This is a genomic window from Streptomyces botrytidirepellens (genome assembly GCF_003721215.1).
In the GTDB taxonomy this organism is placed as follows: Bacteria; Actinomycetota; Actinomycetes; order Streptomycetales; family Streptomycetaceae; genus Streptomyces; species Streptomyces himastatinicus.
Genome location: NZ_RIBZ01000561.1, coordinates 1 through 3,127, shown reverse-complemented (window position 1 = coordinate 3,127; position 3,127 = coordinate 1). Strand labels below are relative to the sequence as shown.

The 3,127-nt window shown below is 73.1% G+C and carries 3 protein-coding genes; 1 reads left to right on the top strand and 2 read right to left on the bottom strand.

Annotated elements, in window-relative coordinates:
• Positions 1 to 54 precede the first annotated feature (54 nt).
• Together EEJ42_RS32820 and yczE are read right to left on the bottom strand one after the other, a co-directional pair.
• On the bottom strand, positions 55 to 432 hold the full coding sequence (locus EEJ42_RS32820; RefSeq protein ID WP_009713547.1) for an RNA polymerase-binding protein RbpA: 378 nt from the start codon (positions 430 to 432) through the stop codon (positions 55 to 57).
• 256 nt (positions 433 to 688) lie between these two features.
• Positions 689 to 1,309: a membrane protein YczE gene (yczE, locus tag EEJ42_RS32815; protein ID WP_246097539.1), complete on the bottom strand. Its 621-nt coding sequence runs from the start codon at positions 1,307 to 1,309 to the stop codon at positions 689 to 691.
• Positions 1,310 to 1,517: 208 nt separating this feature from the next.
• On the opposite strand from yczE, the gene EEJ42_RS32810 reads away from it, so the two are divergent.
• Positions 1,518 to 3,041, top strand: coding sequence for an SCO1417 family PLP biosynthesis transcription factor (locus EEJ42_RS32810; protein ID WP_123105607.1), 1,524 nt, complete (start codon positions 1,518 to 1,520; stop codon positions 3,039 to 3,041).
• The last annotated feature ends 86 nt before the right edge of the window (positions 3,042 to 3,127 follow it).

Below are 3,127 nucleotides of genomic sequence, written 5' to 3'. Positions count from 1 at the left end.
GGGCCACTGCTCAGCAGTGGCCCCGGCCCTTGTGCGTCAGTACTGCCGTGAAGGTCAGGCAGACTTACGGCTCGTGTCGCGCGGATGCACGGCGATGTTCATGGCGCCCGACCGAAGGATCGCCAGCCGCTCGGCCAGCACCTCCTCCAGCTCTTCACGGGTACGCCGCTCCATGAGCATGTCCCAGTGCGTGCGCGCGGGCTTGCCCTTCTTCTCCTCAGGTCCCTCGCCGTCCACCAGGAGTGCCATGGCGCCGCACGCCTTACACTCCCACTCCGGCGGAATCTCCGCCTCCACCGAGAACGGCATCTCGAATCGGTGTCCGTTCTGGCATGCGTACTCCACCGCCTGGCGCGGGGCCAGATCGATGCCGCGGTCGGTCTCGTAGCTGGTCACCACGAGTCGCGTGCCGCGAAGAGCTCGCTCACTCATGAATCGTGCCTCCCGGGCTTCTCGCCCACAGGACAGGTGTCGCTGTCGTCGTCATCCGGTCAACGTCCGGTCGGCGGTGAAGATTCCCGTACTGGGACATGCGTCGCCCGTCGTGCCGCCCCGTTGTTCTACCCACAGGCGCCCGGTTTGTCACATCTGGCAGCAGATGTCACCCAGCGTTTCTCATGCTTCAGCGCGCAGTAACGGTCCGCCTGGTGGGCCAAGGGCGTACACTACCGCTCCACGCACGCGAGGGCTAAATCAGGTCACGGATCGGACTCCGTGGACCGCCCTGCGCGACCACCGGTGAACTCTCCGTCGTCCCCTCGGGAGCGTCTCCGGTCGCGTCTCCGGTGGCTGAGGGTATCGCGAACAGGCCCAGGAAGTACTGCGAAAGCGGCCCGATGGCCAGCGCGTACAGAACCGTGCCCACCCCCACCGAGCCGCCCAGCGCGAACCCCGTGGCCAGCACCGCCACCTCGATCCCGGTCCGCACCAGCCGGACCGACCGGCCGGTGCGCTGGTGCAGCCCCGTCATCAGGCCGTCCCGCGGCCCCGGCCCGAACCGCGCCGAGATGTACAGCCCGGTGGCCGCGCCGCCCACCACGATCGAGGCCAGCAGCAGGGGGATGCGCAGCGCCGGCGCGTCCGGCTGCGGGACGAGCCACAGGGTGGCGTCCACCGTGACCCCGATCACCATCACGTTCGACACCGTGCCGAGCCCCGGCCGCTGCCGCAGCGGAATCCACAGCAGGAGCACGGCGGCCCCGACGATGATCGTCACCGTGCCGAACGACAGCGGGGTGCGCTTGACGATCCCCTGATGGAACACGTCCCAAGGATCGAGCCCCAGCGCGGCGCGCACCTGGAGCCCCATGCCCACGCCGTACAGCACGAGCCCGCCGTAGAGCTGGACGAGACGACGGGCGAGACGGGATCCCCCTGAGGGTTCCTTGGACACGATGTACTCCTGTGGTGAGTGGCCACTTCTGGGTGGACTGGTGCCATTGGCCGGTGACATGTCACTCTGATGCCTGGAACCAGTCCAGTTCCATGGCCAATCCGGGAAAGGTGGACCGCATTCGATGAGTCCGTGGACCTCCGCGGTGGGGGCACCTCAACTGGCCCGCCTCCTCGGCTCCCAGCACACCCGCGAGGCGACGGTGGAGAGCCCCGTCGCGTCGCTCAACGGCGGCCGCCGCGTCCCCGCCTACCGCGCGCTCGCCGACGGCGTACGGCTGCTCCTGCTGGAGGGCCGGGTCCCGGTCGCGGCCCGCCTGCCCGCCGAGCGCGAACTCGCCGCGGCGCTCGCCGTCAGCCGCACCACCGTCGCCGCCGCCTACGAGGCGCTGCGGGGCGAGGGGTTCCTGGAGTCGCGGCGCGGCGCGGGCAGCTGGACCGCCATGCCCGCCGGGAGCCCGCTGCCCACCCGCGGACTCGACCCGCTGCCCCCGGAGGCCGCCGCCTCCGTGATCGACCTCGGCTGCGCCGCGCTCCCCGCCCCCGAGCCCTGGCTGACCCGCGCGACGCGCGGCGCCCTGGAGGAGCTGCCGCCGTACGCCCACACCCACGGCGACTACCCCGCGGGCCTGCCCGTCCTGCGCCAGGCGCTCGCCGACCGCTATACCGCCCGCGGCGTACCGACCATGCCCGAACAGATCATGGTCACCACCGGTGCCATGGGCGCCGTCGCCGCCACCTGCCGGCTCATGGTCCGCCCCGGTGAGCGCGTCGCCGTCGACTCGCCCAGCTACGCCAATGTGCTCCAGCTGATGCGGGAGGCGGGCGCCCGGCTGGTGCCCGTCGCGATGGCCGACCGGCTCGCGGGCTGGGACATCCCGGCCTGGCGCCAGGTCCTCGGCGCCGCCGCCCCCCGCATGGCCTACGTCGTCGCGGACTTCCACAACCCCACCGGCGCCCTCGCCACCGAGGAACAGCGCCGCGGCCTCGTCGACGCCGCCCGCGCGGCCGGGACGGTCCTGATCGCCGACGAGACCATGTCCGAACTGCGGCTGGACGACGACGTCGAGCTGCCCCGCCCGGTCTCCGCCTTCGACCCGGCGGGCAGCACCGTCATCACCGTCGGCTCCGCGAGCAAGTCCTTCTGGGCCGGGCTGCGCATCGGCTGGGTCCGGGCCGCCCCCGACGTCATCCGCAGCCTGGTCGCCGCCCGCGCCTACGCCGACCTGGGCACGCCCGTGATCGAACAGCTCGCCGTCGCCTGGCTGTTGAACACCGGCGGCTGGGAGGAGGCCATCGAGGTCCGCCGCGCGCTCGCCCGCGACAACCGGGACGCGCTCGTGGCCGCCGTACGACGCCACCTCCCCGACTGGGAGTTCACCGTCCCGTACGGCGGCCTCACCCTCTGGGCCCGCACCGGCGGCCTCTCCGGCTCCCGCATCGCGGAGGCCGGGGCCCGGCTGGGCGTCCGCGTCCCCTCGGGCCCGCGCTTCGGCGTGGACGGCGCCTTCGAGGGCTACGTCCGGCTCCCGTTCACGGTGGCGGGCGCGGTGGCCGACAAGGCCGCCGAGCGCCTGGCGGCGGCCGCGGACCTGGTGGCGACGGGTGCCACGGTGGAGGCGGAGACCCCGCGCACCTGGGTGGCCTGACCCGCCCCGGCCGCACCCGCGCCCGGCCGACCCGCCCCACCCCTGCGGGGCGCGGGGTCACGTGCTCGTGGCCGCCACCCGCTCCC